Annotated in this window: 25 protein-coding genes; 16 read left to right on the top strand and 9 right to left on the bottom strand. The window is 53.3% G+C overall.

All coding sequences use genetic code 11. The features are described from left to right. Position 1: 1 nt before the first annotated feature. Together ACR0KN_RS06400 and ACR0KN_RS06395 are read right to left on the bottom strand one after the other, a co-directional pair. Positions 2-658 (bottom strand): GntR family transcriptional regulator, encoded by a 657-nt coding sequence (locus tag ACR0KN_RS06400; RefSeq protein WP_480652244.1) that lies wholly within the window; start codon positions 656-658, stop codon positions 2-4. A 51-nt stretch (positions 659-709) separates the two neighbouring features. After that, entirely contained in the window at positions 710-1,096 is a 387-nt protein-coding gene (locus ACR0KN_RS06395; protein ID WP_170475494.1) for a YciI family protein, read from the bottom strand. 84 nt (positions 1,097-1,180) lie between these two features. On the opposite strand from ACR0KN_RS06395, the gene ACR0KN_RS06390 reads away from it, so the two are divergent. The 10 genes from ACR0KN_RS06390 to ACR0KN_RS06345 are packed head-to-tail and all read left to right on the top strand — an operon-like array spanning position 1,181 to position 9,394. Next, positions 1,181-2,065, top strand: coding sequence for a fumarylacetoacetate hydrolase family protein (locus ACR0KN_RS06390; protein WP_480652242.1), 885 nt, complete (start codon positions 1,181-1,183; stop codon positions 2,063-2,065). Next, on the top strand, positions 2,062-2,727 hold the full coding sequence (locus ACR0KN_RS06385; protein ID WP_480652240.1) for a malonic semialdehyde reductase: 666 nt from the start codon (positions 2,062-2,064) through the stop codon (positions 2,725-2,727). Before ACR0KN_RS06390 ends, ACR0KN_RS06385 begins: the two co-directional genes overlap by 4 nt. A gap of 18 nt (positions 2,728-2,745) precedes the next feature. After that, positions 2,746-3,201, top strand: coding sequence for an OsmC family protein (locus tag ACR0KN_RS06380; RefSeq protein ID WP_480610145.1), 456 nt, complete (start codon positions 2,746-2,748; stop codon positions 3,199-3,201). A 33-nt stretch (positions 3,202-3,234) separates the two neighbouring features. Then, the gene (locus ACR0KN_RS06375; RefSeq protein WP_170542704.1) at positions 3,235-4,308 is read left to right on the top strand and encodes a C4-dicarboxylate TRAP transporter substrate-binding protein; all 1,074 of its coding nucleotides are present in this window, start codon (positions 3,235-3,237) and stop codon (positions 4,306-4,308) included. Positions 4,309-4,338: 30 nt separating this feature from the next. Next, positions 4,339-4,890, top strand: coding sequence for a TRAP transporter small permease subunit (locus ACR0KN_RS06370; RefSeq protein WP_480610125.1), 552 nt, complete (start codon positions 4,339-4,341; stop codon positions 4,888-4,890). Continuing rightward, positions 4,887-6,191: a TRAP transporter large permease gene (locus tag ACR0KN_RS06365; protein WP_480652237.1), complete on the top strand. Its 1,305-nt coding sequence runs from the start codon at positions 4,887-4,889 to the stop codon at positions 6,189-6,191. The genes ACR0KN_RS06370 and ACR0KN_RS06365 overlap by 4 nt, the downstream gene beginning before the upstream one ends. A gap of 10 nt (positions 6,192-6,201) precedes the next feature. Further along, positions 6,202-7,068 (top strand): dioxygenase family protein, encoded by an 867-nt coding sequence (locus ACR0KN_RS06360; protein WP_480652235.1) that lies wholly within the window; start codon positions 6,202-6,204, stop codon positions 7,066-7,068. 21 nt (positions 7,069-7,089) lie between these two features. Continuing rightward, the gene (locus ACR0KN_RS06355) at positions 7,090-7,896 is read left to right on the top strand and encodes an amidohydrolase family protein (RefSeq protein WP_480652233.1); all 807 of its coding nucleotides are present in this window, start codon (positions 7,090-7,092) and stop codon (positions 7,894-7,896) included. Next, the gene (locus ACR0KN_RS06350) at positions 7,893-8,270 is read left to right on the top strand and encodes a hypothetical protein (protein WP_170475509.1); all 378 of its coding nucleotides are present in this window, start codon (positions 7,893-7,895) and stop codon (positions 8,268-8,270) included. Before ACR0KN_RS06355 ends, ACR0KN_RS06350 begins: the two co-directional genes overlap by 4 nt. Continuing rightward, positions 8,267-9,394 carry a cytochrome-c peroxidase gene (locus tag ACR0KN_RS06345; RefSeq protein ID WP_480652231.1) on the top strand — a complete coding sequence of 376 codons (1,128 nt, stop codon included), beginning with the start codon at positions 8,267-8,269 and terminating at the stop codon, positions 9,392-9,394. The genes ACR0KN_RS06350 and ACR0KN_RS06345 overlap by 4 nt, the downstream gene beginning before the upstream one ends. Before the next feature lie 556 nt (positions 9,395-9,950). Here the strand turns inward: ACR0KN_RS06345 and ACR0KN_RS06340 are convergent. The 4 genes from ACR0KN_RS06340 to gntH form a co-directional block, all read right to left on the bottom strand. After that, complete coding sequence (locus ACR0KN_RS06340) at positions 9,951-11,210, bottom strand: HupE/UreJ family protein (protein WP_480652229.1); 1,260 nt, start codon at positions 11,208-11,210, stop codon at positions 9,951-9,953. A 4-nt stretch (positions 11,211-11,214) separates the two neighbouring features. Continuing rightward, positions 11,215-12,984 (bottom strand): hypothetical protein, encoded by a 1,770-nt coding sequence (locus tag ACR0KN_RS06335; protein WP_480652227.1) that lies wholly within the window; start codon positions 12,982-12,984, stop codon positions 11,215-11,217. Further along, positions 12,935-13,744 carry a hypothetical protein gene (locus ACR0KN_RS06330; RefSeq protein WP_480610116.1) on the bottom strand — a complete coding sequence of 270 codons (810 nt, stop codon included), beginning with the start codon at positions 13,742-13,744 and terminating at the stop codon, positions 12,935-12,937. The genes ACR0KN_RS06335 and ACR0KN_RS06330 overlap by 50 nt, the downstream gene beginning before the upstream one ends. 64 nt (positions 13,745-13,808) lie before the next feature. Continuing rightward, positions 13,809-15,143 carry a guanitoxin biosynthesis MBL fold metallo-hydrolase GntH gene (gene gntH / locus ACR0KN_RS06325; protein WP_480652225.1) on the bottom strand — a complete coding sequence of 445 codons (1,335 nt, stop codon included), beginning with the start codon at positions 15,141-15,143 and terminating at the stop codon, positions 13,809-13,811. A gap of 164 nt (positions 15,144-15,307) precedes the next feature. Here gntH and ACR0KN_RS06320 point away from each other — a divergent pair, with 164 nt between their 5' ends. Then, positions 15,308-16,642, top strand: a complete 1,335-nt coding sequence (locus ACR0KN_RS06320; protein ID WP_480652223.1) for a tetratricopeptide repeat protein — start codon at positions 15,308-15,310, stop codon at positions 16,640-16,642. A 323-nt stretch (positions 16,643-16,965) separates the two neighbouring features. Here ACR0KN_RS06320 and ACR0KN_RS06315 read toward each other — a convergent pair whose 3' ends face one another. Continuing rightward, a complete protein-coding gene (locus ACR0KN_RS06315; RefSeq protein ID WP_480652221.1) occupies positions 16,966-17,913 on the bottom strand; it encodes a DMT family transporter in 948 nt (315 codons plus the stop codon). Positions 17,914-18,257: 344 nt separating this feature from the next. On the opposite strand from ACR0KN_RS06315, the gene ACR0KN_RS06310 reads away from it, so the two are divergent. Beyond that, the gene (locus ACR0KN_RS06310) at positions 18,258-18,410 is read left to right on the top strand and encodes a hypothetical protein (RefSeq protein WP_480652219.1); all 153 of its coding nucleotides are present in this window, start codon (positions 18,258-18,260) and stop codon (positions 18,408-18,410) included. Between the two features lie 96 nt (positions 18,411-18,506). Next, the gene (locus tag ACR0KN_RS06305) at positions 18,507-19,475 is read left to right on the top strand and encodes a DUF3179 domain-containing protein (RefSeq protein WP_480652217.1); all 969 of its coding nucleotides are present in this window, start codon (positions 18,507-18,509) and stop codon (positions 19,473-19,475) included. 183 nt (positions 19,476-19,658) lie between these two features. Here the strand turns inward: ACR0KN_RS06305 and ACR0KN_RS06300 are convergent, their stop codons facing one another. After that, positions 19,659-19,988, bottom strand: a complete 330-nt coding sequence (locus ACR0KN_RS06300) for a hypothetical protein (protein WP_480652215.1) — start codon at positions 19,986-19,988, stop codon at positions 19,659-19,661. A 227-nt stretch (positions 19,989-20,215) separates the two neighbouring features. Between ACR0KN_RS06300 and ACR0KN_RS06295 the strand changes: the two genes are divergently transcribed. The 3 genes from ACR0KN_RS06295 to ACR0KN_RS06285 are packed head-to-tail and all read left to right on the top strand — an operon-like array spanning position 20,216 to position 23,401. After that, the gene (locus tag ACR0KN_RS06295) at positions 20,216-21,523 is read left to right on the top strand and encodes a hypothetical protein (RefSeq protein WP_319545631.1); all 1,308 of its coding nucleotides are present in this window, start codon (positions 20,216-20,218) and stop codon (positions 21,521-21,523) included. Beyond that, a complete protein-coding gene (locus ACR0KN_RS06290; RefSeq protein ID WP_480652213.1) occupies positions 21,480-22,664 on the top strand; it encodes a cytochrome-c peroxidase in 1,185 nt (394 codons plus the stop codon). The genes ACR0KN_RS06295 and ACR0KN_RS06290 overlap by 44 nt, the downstream gene beginning before the upstream one ends. Continuing rightward, a complete protein-coding gene (locus ACR0KN_RS06285; RefSeq protein ID WP_480652211.1) occupies positions 22,661-23,401 on the top strand; it encodes an MbnP family protein in 741 nt (246 codons plus the stop codon). Before ACR0KN_RS06290 ends, ACR0KN_RS06285 begins: the two co-directional genes overlap by 4 nt. A 203-nt stretch (positions 23,402-23,604) precedes the next feature. Here the strand turns inward: ACR0KN_RS06285 and ACR0KN_RS06280 are convergent, their stop codons facing one another. Further along, complete coding sequence (locus tag ACR0KN_RS06280) at positions 23,605-24,990, bottom strand: mechanosensitive ion channel family protein (protein WP_480652209.1); 1,386 nt, start codon at positions 24,988-24,990, stop codon at positions 23,605-23,607. Positions 24,991-25,067: the final 77 nt, after the last annotated feature.

Raw genomic sequence — 25,067 nt, 5'->3', positions numbered from 1 at the left:
TTCAGGGCTCCATCTGGCTGCTAAGGTACTCACCTGTTCGGCGGTAGTGATCGATTAGGTGCCGAGTTGCGCCATCTGCGTCGTGATTTAATGCGGCGTCCAAGATTTGCTGATGTTCGGCGGCGATGTCTCGTTTCTTGTAACTCGACCCGCCGGCCGCCAGATAGCGGTAGCGAATGTTCAGGTCGTAAAGCTGCGAGCAATACCGCAGCAGCAACGGCAGTTTCGAATTGTCCAACAAGGCCATATGAAACGCCTTGTGAGCGTCCTCAAAGTCTTGTGCCCCGTTCTGGCTGGCCTTTTTCATATGATGGTGACGCAAGACAAGCCGGTCTTCCCAGGCCGCATCCGCATTGGCGATGGAAGCGCGCAATGCGGTTTCTTCAAGGTTGCATCGAAGCAGAAGGATTTCCTCAAAGTTACACTTGCTGACTGGCGCTGCCCGAAATCCGCGCTGATCAATCCGCTCGACCAACATGTCCGAAGTCAAAAGGCTAAGCGCTTCCCGAACTGGACTAGCGCCAGTGTCCAAAAGCCCGCGAAGCTGTTCGATCTTGAGTTTTTGTCCCGGAGGTAATTCTCCGGTCAGGATCATTTCGCGGAGCCTTCGATACGCTCCATGAGTGGCTGATGTCTCTTTGCCCTCAGTATCAAGCATGGCGTCCATATCCGACTGTTCCTATTTCGCGGCAAATACTCTTGAGTGCACTTAACTGAAGGCACTCGTTCCAGTCGATAGACCAACTGAAAGGTTCAGCGAGCCTTCGTTGATCAACCAGCGCCGAAGTACAAAACTACGTGCCCCACTTTTGTGCATCGGATCGTCTTCGGCCAGCTTCCGGGCGGATTCAAGGCTGTCGGCGCGATAGATGATCAGTCCCATCCCCTGCATATGCTCGCCGGTTTCATCCGACATGGGGCCTGCAAAAGCCAGCTGCCCCAAACGTTCCAGCTGCGTCTGATACGCCAAGTGATCAGGCAGTGACGCCTTTACATCACCCGGCGCTTTGGCTGGCGTGCTCAGCGCGACGTAAAGCTCCAAAGCAAGCGCACCGCGGCTTTTTGCTTCTGATTTGTAGTCTGCCCAAGCAACCATTTGCTGCCTCCAAAAATATCGATATTATTTGACATATGGCAAAATAGTCGGCAAAAATCAAGCGAACTGACATGGATGGTGAAAATGAAATACCTGGTGGGAGAGACTTCGGAAGGCACAGCGGTTTTTGCTGTAGACGGTGAAAACGCAGTGAATCTAACGGCTTTGGACCCTGCCGTCGGTTCGGATTTGATGGGTTTGATAGCCAAGCCTGAACTGGCCGACTCGCTTGCCAGCAAAATTGACGCGGCAGACAGTGTGCCCGTGTCTTCCATCCCTCCGGCATTGCCCGTTGCTGCTCCCGGAACGATCATTTGCATGGGGTTGAACTACACGGACCACATCAAGGAAGGCGGGTATGACATCCCGGAATATCCGACGCTGTTCATGCGCGGGAAGAATTCGATCATGGCGGCAGGGCAACCTATGGTACGGCCTGCCTGTTCCCAGAAGCTCGATTACGAAGCCGAACTTATGCTGATCGTTGGAAAACGCGGCCGCCATATCTCGGAGCAGGACGCACTGGGCTATGTCTTTGGCTACACTGTATTCAACGATGGTTCGCTGCGGGACTATCAGCGCAAAACCGTTCAGTGGACGCCCGGCAAAAACTTTGATGATACGGGCGCGATTGGTCCATTTACCGTAACGCCGGAGGAGTTGCCCGAAGGGGCATCAGGTCTGAAGATCGAAAGCCGTGTGGGTGACGAAATCCTGCAAAGCTCGAACACAGCCAATATGATCTGGGGTGTCCGTCAGGTCATCGCGACGATTTCGGAATATACCACTCTGGAGCCGGGGGATCTGATTGCGCTAGGTACGCCGCCTGGTGTCGGACACGCCAAAAAGCCCAATCCCCGTTGGTTGAAGCCCGGCGAAACCGTTGAGGTCGAGATTGAAGGCATCGGAATCTGCGCCAGCCCAATCATTGACGAAAAGGACGCCAAGTCCAAGGTGGCTGCCGCATGAGCGCACCAACCGGAGCAGAGCTGGAGGCGCTTCGTGCCAAGGCGCAGCAAGATCACCGCGATCTGCGCAAGCGCATTCCACGCTTGTCGGATGACGCGATCGCCTTGATCCTGCGCGAATCCAGATCGCACTACGCGTGGACCAACAAGCCTGTTTCTGACGACATACTTGAAGAGATCTATGACATCACGATCAACGGCGCGACCAGCATGAATACGTTGCCCGCGCGCTTCATTTTCGTGAAAAGTCCCGAAGGGAAAAAGCGGCTTGCAAAGTCTTTGAAGCCGAAGAATGTGCCAAAGATGATGGATGCGCCGGTCACTGCGATCATTGCCTATGACATGGACTTCTGGAAGGAACTGCCCTTTCTTTTCCCGCACGAAGACCGTCGGCCATTGTTCGAAAACAAGCCCGACTACGTGGCAGACACGGCCTTTCGAAATGGCACGCTTCAGGGCGCTTACTTCATGATTGCGGCCCGGGCTGTCGGGTTGGACGTCGGCGCCATGTCAGGTTTTTCGAACAAGATCGTCGATGAGGAGTTCTTCGCCGGCACGACGCTCAAGTCCAATTTTCTTTGCAATCTGGGCTACGCGGACGAGACCGGATTGTTCCAGAAGCTTCCACGTTTTCCATTCGAAAAGGTTTGCTCTTATGCATGAGGAGGTGGCGCTGTGGCTATGAAAGTGAAACCCGTCGTGACTTACCGCACGACAGCTCAATGCCCCACTCATGCGCGGACTGAGATACCAATTCGCGATCTTGATGTTGTTGTCGATGAACCCGTCGAACGCGGTGGGACAAATCTTGGTCCGTCTCCGACCGAAACCGCAATGGCAGCCCTGATCGCCTGTACGAATGTCATCGGGCACAAGAACGCACATCGGTTGGGGGTTGACCTCGGCACTGTGACAATTGACGCGAAATGCAGGTTGGATCGGCGCGGTGTCCTGATGGAAGAGGAGATTGATGTTCCGTTTCCGGAAATCGAACTCACCGTGAATTGTGAGACACCCGCCAGTCAGGAGGAGCTGACACTCGTGGGCGAGGAGACAGCCAAGTATTGCGCCATTGCAAAACTGTTCGAAGCGGCAGGCACTGACCTGACCGTCAACTGGGTCAAAACAAACAAATAAAGACAAAAGACCCAACTTTCTGGGAGGAGAGAAATGAAAAACTGGACCAAACGCAGCCTAGTGGGCGCTGCTCTGGCGGGCGCCATGGCGATGCCCCTCGCGGCAGAAGAGACCATCTCTGCTGTCGTAATTGATGGCTATCCCGACCGCGCGTTGTGGGTGAAAGAATTCACCAACTTCTTCATTCCAGAAGTAGACAAGCGGTTGGCCGATTCCGGCAACTACAAGATGAGCTGGCAAGAGAACTACGGCGGTTCGATCGTCAAGCCCAAGGGTGTTCTGGAAGGTATTCAGCTGGGATTAGGGGACATTGGCATCGTTACCACAATCTTCCATTCTTCGAAGCTTCCCAGCCAAGGAATATCGGGCTCGACACCTTTTGTGGCATCGGATTCCCGCGCCGTCGCCAAGGCTGTTGATGAAATCGCTCGTGAATACCCGGCGATGCAAAACGAGTTCGCCGCACAGAACCAGGTTTATCTTGCTACCGGCGTTGTGCTCGACACCTATCAAATCTTCTGCACGGAACCTGTTTCTTCGGTTGCCGATCTTGAGGGCCGCAAAATCGCGGGAGCAGGCCTGAACCTGCGTTATCTTGAAGGGATCAAGGATGCCGCCGGTGTACGCGGGGGACTAACCGATTTCTACAACATGCTTCAAACCGGCCTCGTCGATTGCGGCATGCTTTGGCCCGAAGCCGCAAAGACGTTCAAGATCGCGGAAGTAGCGCCGTACATGCTCAAGGCTGATCTGGGAGCAGTGAATTCCAAGACCATCACCGTCAATGCCGACTACTGGGCTAGCCTCCCGGACGAAGTCAAAGAAGTGTTAAAGGCCGTCGCCATCGACTACCGTGACCATGTTGCCGGCATCGCGATGGACCGCGCCGCTGCTTCGCGGGATGCGTATGTAGAAGCGGGTGGAACAATCGTTGAGGTTTCGGACGAAGACCGTGCCGCTTGGGCAAACGCCATGCCGAATGTCGCGCAGGAATGGGCCGCGACGCTGAACGATAACGGCGAGCAGGGCACAGAGATGCTGGCCGCTTACCTCGGCAAGCTTCAGGATGCCGGATTCACCGGCGTGCGTGACTGGACGGCTGAATAACTGTCTGGCGATCCACGAAAGGGGCCTTTCATGCTGAAGACCGCAGTTGCTGGCTTGTCTCGGGTCGCCAATTCGCTTGCAATCGCTGCCAACGCTTTGGGTACTATCGTTGTCCTTGCGTTGGTGGTCATTCTGAATATTGACGTCATCGCGCGTGGCCTGTTTTCAGCCCCTCTGCGCGGGACCTACGAGATGGTCCAGTTTTCGGTCGTGATGATCGTTTTCTTGCAGTTGGCCGACGTCGTCAGAGTGGATCGGCTGACGCGCTCAGACGGGTTCCTGAACCTGCTGCACCATCGCCGCCCGGGTCTGACAGCCAGCCTGAGGCGCATCATCAACGCCATATCTGCAATCTTTATGGCTTTGATTGCGTATGTAACCTTCCCAGAATTTCTTCATATGTGGGAGACACAGGACTACTTCGGAGTACCCGGTCTTTTCACATTGCCATGGTGGCCGGTCAAACTGGTCATCGCGTGCGGTACTGCGCTTGCCTGCGTGATCTTCCTGCTTAAGGTCGTCACGGCGCAGGACCGCCCGCAGCTTGTCCGCACCCCTGAACATGACGAGGCCGCAGAATGACGCCGATTGAGATTGGCCTGATCTCGGTCGTTGCCATCGTCTTTTTGATCTACGCAGGCGTCTACATTCCGATTGCTTTGGGCGTGGTCTCCTTCGTGTCGATCTGGCTGATGCGGGATAACTTCACGCTTGCGCTCAATCTGCTGAAGGTTGCGGTGGGCGACAGCGCGATGGAATACAGTTTCGCGACCATCCCGTTGTTTACCTTTATGGGGCTCATCGTTTCAAAAGCGGGACTAGGCAGGGACATTTACGAAGTCATGACCATGCGGTTCCGCAAGGTCAAAGGCGGTATCGGAATGGCGACCGTCGGAGCAAATGCCGTGTTTGCGGCCGTTACCGGGTCGTCCATTGCGTCCGCATCAGTGTTCACAAAGGTCTCGGTCCCGCAGATGATGGCGCAGGCATATAATCCACGTTTTGCGGTTGGGGTTGTGGCCGGGTCGTCGGTTTTGGGGATGATTATTCCGCCCTCAGCGATGCTGATCATCTATTCCTTTGTCGCCGAACAGTCCGTAGGGGACATGTTTTTGGCGGGAGTAATACCCGGTATCATGCTGGCGATAGCCTATGTGGGCGCGATCTGGTTGATGGGCCGCTTCACACCAGCATTTATGGGCGGCCGGGTCGTCGAAGACACCGAATGGATGTCCGGGCGCGAGATCGCATCTAAGACCCTGCCCACATTGTTCATTATCACGGTAGTGCTCGGTGGCATTTACACAGGATGGCTAACCGCTGTCGAGGCGGGGGCCGCCGGGGCACTGGTTGCGCTCGTTATCGCAGTCGTGCGCAAGTCAATGACACCAAGAGCGTTCTGGGACGCGTTGCTGGAAACCGGTCACATTACAGCGGCGATTTTGTTCCTGATTACGGCAGCTTCGATTTACAGCCGCATGCTGGGACTGGCCGGGCTGCCCAATCAGTTGCAGGACTTGCTTGCGGGGAATTCAGCGTCCTTTTGGTCGATCATGCTGCTCTACGTCCTCTTGATGCTTTTTCTGGGAACATTACTCGATACGGCGTCCATCATTCTGATCGTTGTCCCGCTGTTTCTGCCTATGGCCGAAGCACTGGATATGTCGTTGATCTGGTTTGGCATTATCACTGTTGTCGGCGCTGAAATCGGACTTTTGACCCCGCCTTTGGGCATATCTTGCTTCGTCATCAAATCGACGATCAACGATGACCGAATATCGCTCAAGGATGTGTTCATGGGCGCACTTCCCTTTGCGTTCGTGATGCTAATCGTTCTGTTTATTCTGATCGAGTTTCCGATCCTCAGCCTTGCCCTGATTTAAGGAGGCCCAGATGCGCTCTGTCACCAAAGACAATATCACCGACGTGTTCATGGGATACCTGTCCAAGGACACCGATCCGCGGATGAGAGAAATCATGGGGTCTCTGGTCAAACACCTCCACGATTTCGCCCGAGAAACCAAACTGACGCATGACGAATGGCGGGCTGGGATTGCGTTTCTGGAGGGCTGCGCTTCGGTGGAAACTGAGGACAGGCATGAATTCGTGCTCGCCTCGGATGTTCTGGGCCTTTCGTCATTGGTGGACATGTTGCATTCAAGTTCTGATGCAACAAGCTCATCCGTGCTTGGCCCTTTCCATGTCTCTGGCGCGCCGCCTTTGCCATTCGGCGGGGATATGAAGCGCCACTACGGTGGACCTGTGCTGCTTGCTGAAGGCGTGATCCGGGATACAGATGGTAATCCGATTTCCGGTGCAGAGCTGGACATCTGGCAAACCGCACCGAATGGAATGTATGCAAGCCAGGACGAAGAACAGGACACCTATTCTTTTCACGGCCTGATGACTACCGGCGACGACGGTAAGTATGCATTCACGACCGTCAAGCCAGTTGAATACACGGTGCCGTCAGATGGGCCTGTCGGGGATATCCTGCGCGCCTGCGGCCGCCATCCCTGGCGACCTTCGCACCTGCACTATATCGTCAAAGCTCCTGGCTATCGTTCTTTGGTCACTGAGATATTCCCCGACGACGATCCTTATTTGGATCAGGATACAGTGTTTGGTGTTCGGGATGATCTGGTGATGACCTATGTTGAAAGGCCAGTTTCAGAATTTCCTGATGGCATGGAGATTTCTGGTAAGATCACTGAACCTTTCTTGCACGTGAAGTTCGATGTGAAGCTGGCCAAAGTCTGAACGATATTGAGGAGGCTTTAGGTGCTGAAACATATCTTCATATTTGGTGCCGCGCTGATTTGCAGTAGTGCTATCGCAGAAGAGCGCCCGATCTTTGACGCGCATATTCATTACAGCCACGATGCCGTCAAACTGGTTCCTCCCGAACAGGCGGCTAAAATCCTTCGAGATGCGGGCGTTCGTAAAGCCCTGGTCTCCAGCTCTGATGACAACGGTACTCAGCTGTTGTTGGCCGCGGCACCGGACATTGTTGTTCCGGCACTGCGCCCTTACCGGCGTCGCGGTGAAATCAACACCTGGATGCACGATGAAACTGTAATCGACTATCTTGAAGAAAACCTGGCCAGGAACGACTACGAAGCCATCGGTGAGTTTCACGCTTACGGCGAAGATATCAAAACGCCGGTCATCCAACGTATGATTGCACTAGCCAAAGAGCGGAACCTCATCCTGCATCACCATGGTGATCGAGAGGCAGTTGACCTGATCTTCGAAACCTGGCCGGAGGCTCGGGTCTTGTGGGCGCACTCTGGCTTTGATGATCCGGCGAGTGTTGTTGACGCGCTGGACACCTATCCAAGGCTTTGGGCCGACTTGGCATTTCGTTCGGACATGGCCTCGCGAGGCCGTATCGACCCGGATTGGAAGGCGGCTTTCGAAGCCCATCCGGATCGTTTCATGGTCGGTACGGATACATTTGCGCCGGAACGTTGGTATTACGTAGGACCTCATGCCGATTCTTCGCGTGAATGGTTGGATTTGCTGCCGGACCAGATTGCGGACAACATCGCCTATGCCAATGCCGATCGTTTGCTGGCATCAGAATGATCCGCTGCGCTGTCTGGTTTCTGATTTGGTCCAGCGCGGCTTTTGCTTGTGACGTAACTGGGCAACGTATGAATTCGGAAGTTCAAAACGCACCCGAGGTTTATCTGTCTGTTGATGAAATTCCATTGGCTCAACCGTTTTCCTTGCTGGTTTCAGTTTGTAGTGAAACTGCCGTGGGCCAAATGCGCGTGGATGCAATCATGCCCGCTCATCAACATGGTATGAACTATACCCCCAAGGTTACCGCGTTGGACGGTAGAACGTTCCGCGTTGATGATATGCTGTTTCACATGCCGGGTTTGTGGGAGCTGCAGGTTGATGTCGACATCAATGATCAATCAATTTTCTACACGTCAAAAATTGCGTTGAAATGAAGCTGTGGATGACAGCGGCGCTAATGGTCCTGACCGGCGCAGTGCGTGCCGAAGTCTTGCTGTCTGCTGACGAAATTGAACAAACGCTGACTTTTGGACCGTGGCCACCATCCTTCCAGTCGGACCCAAGCAATAGGGTTTCCAAAGACACCCGATCGATCCAGCTCGGACAGGCTATTTTCAACGATCCGGTGTTGTCGGTCGACGGTGCATTTTCGTGCTCCAGTTGTCATGATCCTGAACAGGCCTTTACAACGCCGGAAGCCCGAGCGCACGGCCGTGTTCTGTTAAATCGAAATACACCATCACTACGGAACCTTGCCGGACTCCGTTGGTATGGGTGGGGTGGAAAGAGCGACAATTTTTGGGCGGCAAGCCTGCATCCGATCATCGAAGAGCATGAGATGGCGCATAGTCCCGAAGGTCTGAAAACAGCAATCTCAGAAAGTGCTTACATTGATGACTTTGAAGCAATATTTGGCGATATCCAGGATCAAGGTCCAGAACATGTTCTGGTAAACACTGCAAAAGTCCTTTCGGCTTACTTGGAAACTTTAGTTACCGACCGGACTCAGTTCGACGATTTTCGCGATGCCTTGGAGGATCAAGATTTTGCAGCGGCCGCGTACTACCCCGAAGCAGCCCAGCGAGGTCTTCAGCTGTTTTTAGGGCGCGGGAATTGCGTGTTTTGCCACAACGGCCCGAGGTTTTCCAACAATGAGTTCCACGATGCCGGTGTACCATATTTTCTGAATCAAACCGAGGTTGACGAAGGTCGGTTTGGTGGGTTGAACTTTTTGCTCTCAAGCCCCTATACACTGGACGGCGTCTGGAATGACGATCCAGACAAGCAAGGTGCTTGGGCCGTTCGAAATGTACGCCGGAGCCACGCTGATTTTGGAACCTTCCGCACGCCCAGCCTGCGCGGAGTGGCTGAAACTGCTCCGTACATGCATGACGGCAGCCTAAGTGATCTGAACGCAGTGATCCGGCATTACAGTAAGATTGATACGGAAAGGCTGCACGCCGACGGTGAAGCCATTCTCTCGCAATTGAATTTTTCTGAGCAAGAGATTGCAGACTTAGTTGCGTTTTTGATGACGCTGTCCAAGGCGCCTTACTAAAGCGTTTGTGTTTAAAGCCCGGGAATGGGCTATTTGGCATGCTGGTTCGGCGACTATCGTTAGCAGTGCCGATGAGGGGGTTCTGCTCGCTCTGGGTCAGAAATGGATGACGTGATCGGCCGATTTGTTGAGGTTTTGGATGTCGATTGAGCCAAGTATCACTGACGTTCCACAGTACTTGTTGAACGTCACAAGAACCTGACCCAACCGTCACAGTTGGACCAGAAACGAGGTGAACGATCGACATCGGATGGCACCCCAAGTCAAACATACTTTCCACTATAAAAATCAGATGCCAAGCTGAGATTAGTTGCTGTCAAACATCAGATCGTTTTGATTGCGCGCTACAACTGAACCAAAATCGTTGGAAAGAGCCCATTGCCGCGGTCGGCCAACCTTCGATCTATCGCATGTGCAGTACGTCGCGAACCGCATATTCCAGACATTCAGGTCAAGATTGCGAGAGGCGGATTAGCGGGACAAAACTGACGTTCAACAAATCTAATTGAAGGTCGGCTTGTTTGCGCAAACTAGCACAAATTTCACAGAACAGGTATCAGAGAAAAAACTCTGCCCGTTCAACTACCCAAACCATCGCGACCAGACTTGCGCACGCGGCAACGGCAGCGCGAGAGCTAACCCAGATACGGCCTGGTTGTTTACGCAGCAACAACACCAGGGGCCAGACCAATAGAACGATTATGACTTGTCCAGCCTCTACTCCAACATTGAAGGCCAGCAAGCTGTGCCAAACGTTTGGTGCATCAACTCGTAGAATTTGATGCAACATGAAGGAGAAACCAAACCCGTGCAGCAACCCAATCCCGGACGTGATGGCAAAAGCCTTCAGGTCGCCATGTCCTTTCTCTGGTGGCCAAACCGCCATCGCAGCAGCGTAGATAATTGAAAGTGCTATTGCCAGTTCGACAGTTGGGATGAACCACGCTCCGCTCGGCGCGAAGCCAAAAAACCCCAAAATCAGTGTTATCGTGTGGCCCAATGTAAACCCTGTGACGCGGGCTAATAGGCTGTGTAAGTTCAATGCACCGATGATCATGCAAAGCACAAACAGAACGTGATCGGGACCTTCCAAAATATGCCGAATACCTTCGACAAAGAAGGTCGAAGCGGCTGCGGTTGCAGATCCGGAAACTTCGACCGGGGTATGCATCAGGCCCCGCGCACGAAATGTCCGAACATCCTGCCCGTTATAGTCGAGGATCAGGTTCGCCGTTTCTTCTTGTTCAGGAAGTCCCGGATCAGAAGTGTAGGATAAACTGTATGCTCCAACCTCTCCCGTAAGAAAGCGCAGATGTACGTCAACCATCACCTCGCCAACATAAATCTCCTCGGTTGTTGGAAAAACATCTCTTGGCGCAAGTGCCGAGCGTGCCTCATTGAGCGTAGCAAACCCTGGCTCTTGCCCCAACGGATGTAGTCTTATCGAGACGATTTCTGATGTTTGTCGGTCACCGTCGATAGATAGCTCAAAGCTGTTTTCAGCAATACGAGCCAAGCCGGTTGGGTCTTTGTGAAATGCGGTCTGATCCAAGTAGTGCATAAGCACGCCATCTTCGATCAGATTGTAAGTGTACGGAGCCGGTGCGGGCAAACCGTCCGTACCTTCGGGACCGACGAGTTCTGCAACCAAATAAGGCATCGGAAGGCGCAAATAGACATCTAGGCCATCTTCCGAATGGGCAACATGATGGATGCGGACATTCTGGTTTAGATTGAAATGCGCCTCTGCTCTGCCTGAACACAAAAAGATCATGGCAAACAGGAACGTTGTATAAAACAACCTCACGATAGCCACTGAATTACCCTCCTGTTTTGGCGCTAATAATCGTCAGGTCATCAAGCATCCAATGGTCGCCATGCCGCGAAACATCTAGCAAGCCACGATAAGAAACCGCTTGCCTATGTAGATGCCCCCAATGACCTCCGCTTACACGGGCAGTCCAATTGGCGAGGGCCTGATGCTGATTTCTGTCTTCGCCAGGCGTGAAGCTCTCGACATTCAGGTCTGAAATCGCTTCGACGCGAGCCATAGCACCAGAGGGCAAGGTAACTGACAAGCCACGACGCATTTCTGCTTGAACCTTGTCGCGATTAATTGCTTCGACATATGGCTCCATCGCACCTAAGGCATTATCCTCTCGCGTCTCAAGCATCGTAGTTCCGATGTTGGTCACTAGCCCTTCTATGATTTGACGCGTCACGATCTCATCCGGCTCGGGCGCTGTCGACGGGTTGTTCAGCCAATACGTGACAATCGCAGCGGCACCGAATGCCCCGGTTAGGCCAAGCAAGATCAGACGCTGACTATTTGCACGCTGCAACGAGTAATAGGCGCATATCAAACACAGGAAACCTAAGCCGAACGCAAACGAGGGCACCTGTGTTACACCCGCGACTTTGACGACAACCGGGCTCGTCTTTGGGTTTGTCCAAGTTTTCAAGTGATTATTCCAACTTACAACTGGATCGGATTCATAAATCTGCGAGGGGACTGCCCCTGCCGGATCGGAGATGGTGATCGGAATAATATCCAGACCATCTGGAAAAAGTTCCCATGCCAGATCGACTCGGTTCGGCAAGGTCTCAACCGGATAAGAAAGGACAACGCCCAGTAACAGCGTCTTTCGGTTTGCCTCCGCCTCATCCGGAAGAACACGCAAGCCTTCGGCCCCAACTTCGATACGTGAGACCTGTACCGTTTCCGGTTTCATCGGCTTGCCGTCTACGGCGAGCGGGTTTCTAGTCGCAAGAAAGTCCGATACGCCAGACTTGATCCTGGCGACATCATCTGGAGTTAATCGCTCTGCGCCTCCCAAGCCCAGATCGGCCCAAGATTCGAAATCTTTCAAACGCAATATGATCTCGTGCCGGACGACACGCGGCTCCATGGCCAGGAACGACATCATAGGGGACTTGTGGTGACGGGTGAGATTTGGGTTTTCAAAATTTGTAAACCACGGATCGTTCCAATCTGGACGCATGGTCTCAGCCTGAGAAAGGTAACGATAGTCTGTCACCGGAACACCCATATGCTCGGCCACAACGCCAAGTGAAGCCAAGGGAATCCCGTCTGAATTTAGCGGGGGTATGAACGTGATCCGTTCAGGCTTGCCATTGAACGGAAACTCCATATCCACGTAAACGACATTTTCGCTGCGCGGTCGCGTTCGATACTGAGCGCTCGCTGCTGTTTGCCGGGTAATTCTAGGGCGCACATCAATCGTATTCGTTGTGCTGGTCAGTTCCTCTTCATCTGCCCAGACTTGAAGGTTTTGCCCCGTACGCTCAGCCAGCGACGCACCTGAACCATCATCTGGAATGACGAAAATGGGATAGTCGCCCAAATCGACCTCAAGGATAACGCGAACATGATCAGGCTGTACCGAAAGCTCAACAAAGTTTGGGGCGGTTTCTCCGCCGTAGGGGGACACGAGGTCAGCAATCGATTGGTTGGCGCCAATCGCCCAACTTGCGAGCGCCGCGCCCACCCAAACCCATGTCTTGCTGCAATCGCCGACCTTAGAAATGAAACGCGACGGCAGCATAGATACCATTCTGGTCAACATCATAGGCAAACTCCCCGCCCGAGCGGTCAGTGGAGTAATCAATTCCATAGAACTGATAGCCAAACCGCAGGGACGTGTTCTCCCAGCCTTTCCAGTCGAACCCAGCCAGAAGCAGGTATTGCAGGTCGTCGCCATTCACGCCGAACCCACTCAGTTCGGCACGGCTAGCGAAACTCCATTTGTCGTTGATTTCCATGATGTAGCGAAGTGCAATCATTGGTTCGAACCATTCCTCTGTCCCACCCAACGTCATACCTGGGCCGGGGCCCGAAAGGTCGATCTCTTGTTTAAGGCGGTTCCACTGAACGCCAATTGCAGCGTCAGCTGCATAGCGTCGACCCGAAGCATTGACCCCGTTCGCAAATCGGTAGGCTCCCTGAACATTTACAAAGGTCTGCCGGACATCAACATCGACGTCTACTCGTCCGCCTGGCAGGGTTCCGTCTTCGCCAAGCCTTACATAGTACACTTCCGAGATGATCCCGAAGTCGCCGTTCCAGCCTTCGTAACGTACCGAAGCTGCGCCCTGTAGCACGTCCAGTACTTCGCTCAGACTCAGGTCCAGATCGACGCTTGTTCCATCTATAGTTGATGTGCCCGTAGTGCTGAGCGGAAGGAACAGATAAGGGGTGATCGAGTGCCGCCAACCACCTTCATCATCTTCAGAACGTGCAAGAGACTGGGCGTTGGCGGCATGAGATATCGCGACAAGCAACCAACCAACACAGACCAAATAGCGAGAAATCAATGAGGTATATCGCATAGAGAGCTCCGATCAGAATTGAAAGAACCGGCGCATGTTAAAGTCGCGCCGGTCAAATTTGATATTAGTTGTCAGCCGGATAGGTAAATTCTTTACCCAGTACTTCTGAAGCTTCCTCATAGATTGGGCGCAGTACATCGTCCACGTCCCAAGTCCCTTCCGCAATAAACTCAGAGTAGTTCATTGCTTCTATGGGAACGCCACTAACTTCAGAAAAGGCTGCGCGATCTTCTTCTAGCTTCGGGGCAATTGCGGGCGATGCCAAGGGCGGTGACCAAGTATGGTGATCTACTATGGCGAGCCGCTCCTTGATGTCGTCTTTCGTGACGTTCCAAACCATGTAGTCTTCGGCGAGGCTCAGCGGTCCATCGTAGGTGGATCGAATACGATCATAGACCTCAGCGGTTGTGTCGTGATCCTTGAAGAAATGATAGGCGACCGCATGGCGGGGTTGGATCGAGCTCATGATCTTGCCGAAAGCCTCTGGCGCCGTGTGGATTTGCGTACCTACTTGCAACGCGGCCTCGGGGGTGAAGCCCATTTTTTCAACTAGGCTAGGCACTGCAATAAAGCACTCATGGATCACGAAGTCAGCGTCCCTAGCGTACTCGTCAAACCACTTGTTGGGATAGGTGTCCGAACTGAAGACGAACTTCAGGTCGTTCCATTCAAGAGCATAGCTTACTGGGCCGTCTATCGAGTGAATTGCAGGGAAAGAGCGAATTACGACCCCGTTCTCCTCGTACACAACTTGGTTTTCAGCCATGTAGTCGAACTCATTGACCTCAATCACAATACCTCTGGTGTCGGTCTGGCCAACGCGACCAGTAATATCCCACAACAGCATTTTTTGCATCGCGTCCATCGCCGCCGCAGTTCCAAGTTCTGGGGTAGGCCCGCTGGGCCCCCAAATACGCAGCGGAACATTTCTTCCCATAATCATCCCGCCAACATACAAGTCGATCAAGTCGCCGAAATGGTCGGTGTGCAGATGCCCAATGAACACCTTGTCGAGGTAGTTGTATGGGATCTGCATTGATGAAATCCGCTCTGCCGAGCCGGAGCCAATGTCGAACAAGAACTTGTCTCCGTTGCCCAGTTCCACAAGGAAACACGCAGCAGCCTGAGCAGCTCGCGTTGTAGGCATTCCAGTTCCACACGCGATGACCCGCATCTCGTCTTCGGCGAGATCTTCAGTATTGGGGTAGTACACATCGCGTGGACGATCACGCACCATTGTCGGAGAAACTTCCTCCGTTTCCTGCGCGTATGCTGCCGAAGGAGCGACTACATCTATTAACGCATCAGTAATCGCTTGAGGAGAAACAGCCCAAGCGCCAAATATCACACCAATTGCGAAGTGCTTGCTAAGTCTTCTGTAGTTCATACGTTGGGCCATGTGTAATCCTCCAGTCGCTTAATAGATTGGCAAGCTGGCACTGCGGAGTTTCGCGCTCCGGCTCGCTGTTTTGGTTACAAGGTTATGGTTTAAGAGATATTCACGTAAGTGACTCACGGTGAATACAGGGTGACTCACGGGCCATTAAATGCAAAAATACGAATGTGGTACGACAATTTGAAAACATCTCGGGCGGTCAGAAGCGCGCTGCCCTCGGCAGGTTGCTTGCCGACGCTCATCTGGATGGATCCGATAGGCTTCAGGCGTTCCTGACGTACATCGTCGAGGAAGAGCTCGCTGGTCGGGGAGATCAAATTCGAAGCAAGACTATCGCTCAAGATGTATATGACCGCGATACTTCAGAGGGGACTGATCCGGAAAACATCGTTCGCGTCGATGCACGGCGGCTTCGTCAGTTCTTGGAACTGCATTACGAGGGTATCGGAAAAGATGATCCGGTACGACTGTGTATCGATAGCGGTGGATATAGGCCGCGGTTCGAAACTGTCTCAGAAACCAGTGCGGTATCAATCTCAACAAAAGCCAAACGCTTTGGACTGCCCATAGGGGCGTTCACCATTGGGGCCGTCATTGGTGCGTTGGTCGCAGTCGGTCTTGCCCAAGATGGACAGGAAACTGCTTCTGCCGAAGTGGGTGGCATAGCTGTAAATGACTCGAACGCGTACATGCAGCGCGTGGCAATTTACGAAAAATCCCCAGCTGCATTACAAGCATTCAATTTGGCGGAACAAGCGCGGACAATGATATTTCCGATCTTCGACCGACAACGCCAGCTACTGGTTCTGTCCGTATTCGAAGGCGTGATTGAGATCGATCCAGAATATTTCGGTGGGTATGCTGGTGCTGCGCAGGCACTCGCGTCCCTTGCGGTGATAACTCCGCCGTCTGACGCCAAGACCGAATATGCTGATGCCGCCATGAAGCTGGCGAAACAAGCGGTTAGCCTAGCCCCAGACCAAGCCTGGAGCCAGTCTGCTAAAAGCTGGGCCTTTTTCGCCAATCGCGACTATGACGCCGCGCTGCAACTCAGTAGACGCGCATCAAAACTTGATCCAAATGATGGTGCGGTACTCGACTTTCTTGGTGCTGTGGCGATGTTCTCGGGCGAATTCGAGGAAGCAATTGCAACGGCTGACAGACTCTCTCTGCTAGGTTCCAGTAACCAACGATTTGCTAACAGAAATATCTCGGGCGCGACTTACTTTCATCTTGATGAATATGAAAAGACCGTAGAGCGCTTTGAGGAGGCTAAGCAACTTGGCGATCCACTCAGCGCTCCTTCACTAGCTTATGTAACGGCAGCGTTGTCAGCCATGGGGCAAGATTATGCGGCTAAAGCCAAACTGGCTGAACTTGAGCGTGCGTGGCCGGATGCGCCAATAGGTACAATGCTCAAAAGCATCCACAAAGATGTCGAGAACGCAGAAGCCGTGCTACGCGAGTTACGAAAACAAGGCTGGGTAAGCCCAGCACGATAGGGTGATGCATAACAGCGGGTAGCAGTGCCAAGGTCAAAATAGACTCTGATGGCGCCGGTACTCAGGTCGACACCCAAATCACCAGCGCGGAGTCGAGTTCGATATCAGAAAGTGAGATAAGGGACGTTCGCTCAGTCTTCGCAAAATCCGCTTTCTACGCGTTCCCGACCTTGGGCGATTGACGTCGAACGACGGATTCGTCCGCGGACTGTGAGTTCGCAAAAGCCCCGAGTTTGCAGTCGCTGCGAATGACGGCTTTGGCGGGCCGCACTGCAGCATCGCTAATCCTCGGACAATGGCGGCAATGGGCCGGGCGTGTAGCCTTAGATTGGAGGTACGGCACGTACGGTGGCCAACTGTCTGGCCGCTACCCTTTCGCGATGTATCATATACAGCCCCGCACTGATAATGATCGCAATGCCAAGCAGGCTAAGCGTGTTCGGGAAGTCGTTGAAGACAAGATAGCCGAACAAGGTCGCGACCGGCAGCTCAAAATACTGCAGCGGTGCCAGCGTGACGGAAGGCGCAAAAGACAGCGCATAGGTCATCATCATGTGGCTCACCGTCGCGAAAAAGCCAGCGCCCAATAGCCACAACAACGCGATGTCTGTCGACCAAAAGGTATCAAACAAATCAGAGCCGGAACCTTGCGCAACAATTAGATTTGGAATGCAAAACAGGCTGGCGATCAGGCCAGTGTGGAATTGCAGGGTCACAGGGCGCACCCGACGCGACAACCCCCGGGTCACAAGAATGTAGAAAGCGAAGGCAACCGCCGTGCCAAGCGGAATAGTGGCAACCACGCCGAAAGCTGCGAAACTGGGCTGGATAACGAACAACACCCCAACAAACCCCACAAGCGCCGCGCTAACGCGACGCGGGCCGACGTCTTCACCAAGATAGAACTTGCCGACCAACAAGACGATGAAAGGGGCAACGAACACGATTGCCAGCGCGTCGGCAAGGGGCATCACCCGGATCGCGGCAATGAAGCAAAATGTTGCGAACACCAGCAGCAATGAGCGGAAAACCAGCACCATCAACTGACCTTTCGCCACGCGCAACGACAGTCCCATTATCCAGATGAAAGGCGCCATTAGCGCGCATTGCACCACAAACCGAGCAGCTGTGATTTGCCCAACCGGCACACTGGTCGACGCGAGTTTCGCAGACACATCCAGCAAAGGAGCAGTAAGGCAAAACCCCAGCATCAGCGCAACGCCAACAAGGGTGCGATCCGCAGATTGAGATATGGGTTCAGCAGAGGTCATCTTTTCATTTAGAGATGTCGCCAAATACGTGTCTGTTCTCAATACGACGACAGGCAAAAATCATGCAATCCACGAGTTCGGGTGGGTTAGGATTTGCACTCGCGACAAATGTCTCCTCGGACGGGCCGAAAAGCCGCATCAGGTGGCCGGGTCAAGGGCAGCTAAGGGCTGGCTTTTCCAAGTTTTCTCTCGACGTTGACTTACTTGAGGTCGGTACCGCCATGGGGATTGGAGGGCATCCTTCTTGCTTGTTTCGAAAGCCGCGTCCTAGTCAGGGCTCAAAATCGAATAAATCAGCTACTACGAAGCGGAGGTGGTAATTCCAAACATGGCCCACGGTACGGATGTGCAGCGTAGTTTTTGCGACCTGGTCGGGCCTTGCGTTGCTGGAGCTTTGCCTGTTTCGGGGTACAGTGAACCATGTGGGGCAGGCCATAGCCGGAATCCCGGCCCTCGCCTCCACCTTGGATTACCTAAGCCCCGAGGCAGCAACCTGATACCGGAGGTATGAATTCTATTCACATTCTTGTGTCAGCCCTATGCAGACAGATGTCCAGCCGTCAGGATTGCGCATCCTCCGCCCGGAGATGCCAATGCGCCGTCTTGTCCTGTTCGCCTTTCTCTTCGTCGCCGGTACAGCGCTCGCCAGCCCCGAACGCTGGGAACTTGAGTGGCCGCAGACCAATTTCAGCCGCAGTGCGGTCACGGATTGGTCCGAGATTCAGTCCGGCGGCCCGCCCAAGGACGGAATCCCCGCGATCAATGATCCAAATTTCTTGCGCACCTCTGACGAAACGAGGCTGGGCAAACGCGAGCCGGTGATCACGCTTGAGATCGACGGGGCCGAGCCTCGAGCCTATCCAATACGCTATCTGATATGGCACGAGATTGTGAATGACAGGGTCGGCGGAATCCCGGTGGCCGTCACCTATTGCCCATTGTGCAATTCCGGCATGAGCTTCGATCGGCGCACCGCTTCGGGCACACTCACATTCGGCGTTTCAGGCAAGCTGCGCCATTCCGACATGGTGATGTATGACCGCGAAACTGAAAGCTGGTGGCAGCAGGCCATCGGCCGTGCCATCGTCGGCGATCTGACAGGCACCGAACTGAAGACCCTGCCCACTTGGATGGAAAGTTGGGAGGAGTTCAGCAACCGTAACCCGGATGGGCTGGTGATGAACGAACCGGCCTATAATCGCGACTATGGGCGCAACCCTTATCGCGGCTACGACACCCTGTCGCGGCCTTTTCTCTATTCCGGTGATAACCCGCCCCATGGTATCAGCCCACTGGCGCGCTTGGTCCGCGTCGGCGACAAAGCCTGGACTCTGGAGAGACTGAGCGCAGAGGGCGAGATCTCTGAGGCCGGGATAACGCTCTCCTGGCGCGCGGGGCAGGCCTCGGCGCTCGACACCGGGCGCATCGCCAAGGGGCGCGATGTAGGTTCCGTCCGGGTGCGTAACGCATCGGGACAGGATATCGCCCATGATGTCATGTTCGCCTTTGCATTCCACGCCTTCTGGCCGGAAGGCAGATGGATGCTGGCCGACGGGGGATGAACGTACCGGGCCCTGCATCGCCAGCGACTTCCCGGTCACTCTTCGCTGGGGGATTGTTAGATAAATCCATCTGATACCAACTGGGAGGGTGTTTTAGAACCAGCCGCCTCCATTAGATTGGCAAGAGTAAATAAAACAAAAGAGTTTAGGATCTATATGTAGCAGTCGGGCGAAGTTCAGGAATCAAATCCGCCCTTTTTCGGTGGGTGTCGCCGCCGCAAGAATCGAAAATCCGAGACGTTTCACACTTTGTGCAGCTAAAGCGTCGGGCGATTTCATTGAGCCTTGTCTAGCCGTAGTATTTGGCGATAGAGGTCCATGATGTCCAAGTTCATTGCGACGATCCATCAGCATATTTGGCGTTGCAGTGAACGACAGGAAAGCAGGCTGCAACCTGAGAAACAGAATGAAGTGAGTAACGGTGGGAAAGGGCCGTCCCCACGCTGCAAGGCTAAACAACAGGATGAATTGCTGCGTTGCATCCGAGGTCCGTAGCGAGCCCAAAGTGGTCATAGCCATTTCGTTACAAACACCTATTGCTCAACTTCGGCATCAGGTTCCAATGGTTTTAAGGACTATTCAAAAAAATGGAAATTTGGGCGGTGGGAATCGCTGAGAACTCTGCCCTCAATTTTATAGCCAACACATGCTCGCGTCTCGCTCAAATACGATATTCTCGACTGGAACCGTCTGATCTGCAATGATGCTCGTACTGCTTATGTTTTGCAGAGGGGGGAATTATGTTTGATTTTTCGTTGAAATTCGCCGCCCTGACAGCAAGCAACACTGCGCTTATTGTTGGTGTGTTGACGGCGAGTTCTCAGGCTCAGGTCCGTGAAGAAAGTCGCGCAATGGTGTTGTTGCGCTCACTACCGACGCTCAGCGCAAGCCACAGCGTGGCTATAGTTGAATTGGATCCAGAGTCCGAAGATTTTGGAAAAATTATCAGTGAAGTAGAGCAGCCGGAACTCGAGCATCCGCTTCACCATCTTTACTACAGCCCGAACGGACGGCTTTATTCCACTGGTCTAGATCCCAAATGTAGTCTTGCAGAGATCGGATTGGCGCGTGACTCAACCGGTGCGCCCGAAGTGACCGGCATTCAGTGCCTCGACACTGCCGGCCAGATGGTGGGCGAAGACATCATGTGGACCCGGTCAAACGGAACTGAGTACATGTTTGTCACTTTCATGGGCGGCCTTGGCCAAGCCGATGGCGGTACGGTTGGCGTGTTCGACGCGCAGACCAATGAGGTCATCAAGGTGATAGAGGCGCGGAAAAGTGAAGTTGGGGAAAACGCGCCTTACATCCTGTATCCACATGGCATCTCGGCCTTTGACGACAGGATGGTTGTAACTTCCACTGTTCACCCAGATCTCGCCACCGGTGTTGGCAATACGGTAACGATCATCGACCTCAACGCGCTCGAACCGGTCCAGACGATTGAGGTGCAAGGCGAGATGCCAGTCGGTTTCCCGTCTTCGCCCGTCGAAGTGTTGTTTGCCCGACCGTCGATCCACGAAGACATCGAACCGGCAGTGCTGGTAAATACCATGTTCGGCTTTGAAACATGGTCAATTCCGTATGACGCTGAAGCTAAAACTTTCGGGCCTGCTGAAGTGGTCTACAGCGGTGTCCAAAACGGAACCGCGGTGCCACTCGAATTCTACGGCAACGACACTGAGTTGTTTATCAGTCACGCGCTTCCGGGCGTGGTGAAACGATATGATCTTTCAAAGCTGCCCAAGCTGGTTTCGTCAGGACCAGACATCGTCGCCGATGCAGGTGCGCACCACATGATCTTTTTCACCACGAAGTCAGGACGTGAGGTGATCGCCATCCAAAACAATCTTCTCAATCTTGGCGACGCGAAAGCAAACGACCCGACAGATGTGGACTTTATCGCCGGCCTCAACGCACACACGATAACCGTCCACGACCTTGCCACCGGCGAACGGCTAGCCACGGTGAATTTCCGTGAGCGCTACAAAAAAGGTGTCGACAATGTCGAAGGACTTTTTGGCGCAGGGTTCGTTCACCACCACTAAAAAGCGCCGAAACATCAAAATGAAACTCGGGATCGCCGGGCTTTGCCTGGCGATCTTTATTGCATTACTGTCTGCGTTTTGGAGCTCACGATCTCCTCCTGTGCCGACAGCCATCGCAGATTTCAAAGCACCATTTGTGTTTGGCCGTTTTTCGATCCCGGAAGATAACCCTCTGACAGAAGAAGCTTTTCAGCTTGGCAGGCGGTTGTTTTATGATCCCATGTTATCCGGCGACAACAGCATGTCTTGTGCAACATGCCATCAACAGGAGCGCGCCTTTACGGATGGCCAACCAGTCGCTTTGGGGCATGGCGGAAAGGAGCTTGCCTTCAACAGCATGAGCCTTGCCAATCTTCTTTGGGGACCGCGCCGGTTTTTCTGGGACGGTCGAAGTCCGACGCTGGAACACCAAGCACTGCAGCCATTGATAAATCCGGATGAAATGCAGCAACCGCTGGACGAACTTGTCCGCGAGCTAAAAAGCGCGCCTGAATATCCCGAGATGTTCTGGAAAGCCTACGGCGAGGTGTCGGAAGAGAACGTCGCCCGCGCGCTGGCAACCTTTATGCGAATGTTGATTTCCGCGAATTCCAAATACGATCGATATTTGCGTGGCGAACTGCGTCTTTCGCCGCAAGAAGAGCACGGGCGCAAACTGTTCATGGCGCATCCAGACGTTAAGGTCTCTTTGCGTGGCGGAAACTGCATCGACTGCCACAGTCAGTTCGTGACAGCTGGGTTTTCGGATGGCTGGGATGGCTTTATCAACAACGGCCTTGATGCCGAACAGAACCTGGGCCGCGGACTTGAGGCGGTGACCGGCGACATCTTGGACCGGGGAAAGTTCAAGACGCCGACACTTCGAAACATAGCGGTTACAGGGCCTTACATGCACGATGGCCGGTTCGCGACCCTTAGCGAGGTGCTCACGCATTACAATTCCGGCATTCGGTTTAGCGATACACTTAGCCCTTTGATCCTTGAAGCGGATAATACCGTCGTAGATCCCATTGCTGCACACGGCCTCGGCCTCGCACCCAAAGAAGTCGATGCAATTATCGCGTTTCTCCACACTTTGACGGATGAGGCATTTCTGACGGAGCCAAAGTTTTCAAGCCCATTTGAGGAAGAGACACAATGAAACGCCTAAACAGACTCAGCGTCGTCGCCGTTTCCACTTTAGTCCTAGCAGCCATAATAGTTTTTGCCTTTGATTTTCGAACGAAACCCAGGCCCCTGAAACTGATTTTTGTAGCCGAAGCAAATGGTGAGCCGATTGAATTCGACACCTTCGCTTACACCAATCCCGGCGGAACAGAGATGTTCCGCCTTCGTGATTTCCGTGTCTACATCTCCAACATCATTCTGGCTGACGGTGACAAGGTACACGTCGTAGAAAACAGCTACCATTTGTTGAGGTTTGACCGCAGCACGCCGCAATTCAAGGTGGTACTACCGAAAGTGCCTTTGCGACAGATATCAAGAATTTCGATGTCCATTGGGATTGATGAAGCCGCAAACGGGTCTATCGAGGTACGAGGCGACCTTGATCCCAATAACCGCATGGCTTGGAACTGGAACATCGGCTACAAATTTGTTCTAGTCGAGGGGGCCATCCAAATGGACGGGGCTGTAATGCCATTGGTCTACCATGTCGGCTTTAACGAAAATCGCCGGGATCTCGACTTTGTGGCGCCAACTTCCGTTGAACGGGATGAAAACAGACCGCTGACATTTTCCGTGGACGTCATGAAACTCTTTTCCGGAGAGGAGGTCATCGACATGACCGAGCTACAAACCGTAAAGATGGACAGGTCCGACGCGGCACTCTTGGCAACGAATTACGCCCAGATGATTAATCCCATCTGGGGTGATTAATGGTGAACTTTGAGGAAAACTCACCAACAGGCGTCCGTCGAGTGGCTAGGTGACTCAGTTATTCGTAATTAGCGGGTCCATCCTGTAAAACGACATGCCCTATGATGTCTGCTTTCTCCGCAAAGCAATCCTTGGCGCCTGATTTGACCACGTCAGCTGCATGCACCCGAGGCTAATTCTGGTTCCGTTATGAATGCCTGCACTCAGCCTGCTTCAGGCACATCGCGAAATGCGTGAAATGTTGGCCTATGCATTTTTTGAATCTCCACAGTATGTGGATAGGGAATGGAAACATCGTTTGCATCAAAGGCCAACTTGACGGCTTTAGTGATTGCGAATTTTAGTTCCCAGTAGTCCTCGGATTTACACCAAAGCCGCGCGGTAAGATCCACAGAGCTTTCGCCTAGGTTTGTCACGCGCACCCACGGCTGCTCCGGGTCATCCAAAACGCGTCCGTCTGCCTTTGCTACTTCGAGAATGATCTCAGCTGCCTTATCAGGGTCATCCCCGTAATCGATACCAAAAACCAAATCGACCCGACGTTTATCAGAGGCTGTGGAATTCAATATCACGTCACCCCAAACCATGGAATTCGGTATTACAATGACCTGATTGTCTGGCGTCAGGACAGTGGTTGAAACAATAGAAACGGACTTGACCGTTCCGGAAGTGTTTCCAGCTGTAACGTAGTCACCTTCATCGAACGGATTGTTAATCATTAGCATTACACCAGCTGCAAGGTTCCCAAGCGTTTCTTGCATTGCAAAGGCGAGGACAAACGAGCCACCTCCGACGATTGCGAATAATGCCGTGATGTCGACGCCCCATGAAGAAAGCACCACGAGGAACCCAATCCCCAAGGTAAGCCAATAGATTACCCTTGCTAAAAACGCGGGCATCAGCTTCGGCATGCCCCGCATCCGCCTAAACACACGCAACGAGAAGGTCGACATAGCTTTGGCCACGACAAAAAGTGCAAATAACGACGCGGAAAGCGAGATCATGCTGATCGCAAACTTGCCGCCACCATCAGTTGATCTTACCCATGTGAGAGCTTTTCTACCCAAGTCTTCCCAACTGGAACTCTGCGTTTCATCTGCGATGATGGCACTTCGGTAAGCACGGTATGTGCCCACTTCCATTTCATCACCATTCTTCTTTTCCAGACTCTCAACAACCGCCGAAAATCGCTTGAATGCCTCATTGCGATCTTCAGAAAGATGTAGGATGCGGTCGAAGTCGGCTTCTGACGTGCCATCACCCTCGTTTGCAGCCGCGATAGTCGCCTCGACCACGGCTTTGGTTTTCTCGCGCGCGATTTCTTGCCAGCGCACAGCAAGAGAAGATAGCTCATCTTTGGTCAATGGTATTAGCTGAAGCTCAAACTCCTCCAATTCGACTCGGGGATCGTCGAACCCCGAAGGATACGGCACTTCTGCCTTCTCAATTTCTGAGGTTGGACTTGCTTCCGGTACTGATTGCTCGTTCGCAAAAATAGGCGTTGGCAATCCTACGGCCAGAGTCAGCAGAAGAGGTGCGAGGAAGCACAAGACTAATCTTGACCAAATTGATGTACCGGAAGATTTCATTAGTACTTATCCAGATTCGATTGTTTTTTCTGGCCGCGAAACAAGGGCCTGCAGCGGTGTGACACCAGATACCGCCA

It is taken from the genome of Ruegeria sp. AP7 (genome assembly GCF_056539905.1).
Note: the sequence above shows the minus strand (reverse complement) of the source record. Positions and strands in the feature narration are given on the sequence as shown.